The sequence below is a fragment of the Oleiphilus sp. HI0086 genome (genome assembly GCF_001635225.1).
Genome location: NZ_LWFZ01000503.1, coordinates 1 through 515, shown reverse-complemented (window position 1 = coordinate 515; position 515 = coordinate 1). Strand labels below are relative to the sequence as shown.

Sequence of the window (515 nt, the reverse complement as noted above, 5' to 3'; positions counted from 1 at the left end):
ATCAGGTGGGCCAACGGGCATTATGCAATCTTGCCTCGACCTGGTTATACCTTATATCCACGAACGCAAACAGTTTAATCAGTCGATCGGCGAGTTCCAGTTAATCCAGGGAAAGATGGCTGATATGTACACAGCACTCAATGCCAGCCGCGCCTACTTATACGCCGTTGCTAAAGCCTGTGACCGAGGTGAGACCACCCGTAAAGATGCGGCCGGTATCATTCTATACAGCGCTGAAGCAGCAACTAAAGTGGCCTTGGAGGCAATCCAAATACTTGGCGGCAATGGCTACATTAACGAGTTCCCTGCTGGGCGCCTATTACGAGATGCGAAGCTCTATGAAATTGGTGCCGGAACTTCCGAGATTCGTCGTATGCTAATCGGCCGCGAATTATTTATGGAAACGCGTTAACACCCTGCCTCGTTAATTAAAGCCAAGCCTTAGCAAATATTGCTAAGGCTATCGATGGATAGAATCATTTATGACCGTTATACAATCCAACACAGACGCTTTA

The 515-nt window shown here is 47.8% G+C and carries 1 protein-coding gene; it reads left to right on the top strand.

Annotated elements, in window-relative coordinates:
- On the top strand, window positions 1-412 hold a 412-nt coding region (locus A3756_RS06180), incomplete at its 5' end, for an acyl-CoA dehydrogenase family protein (protein WP_255376508.1).
- Window positions 413-515: the final 103 nt, after the last annotated feature.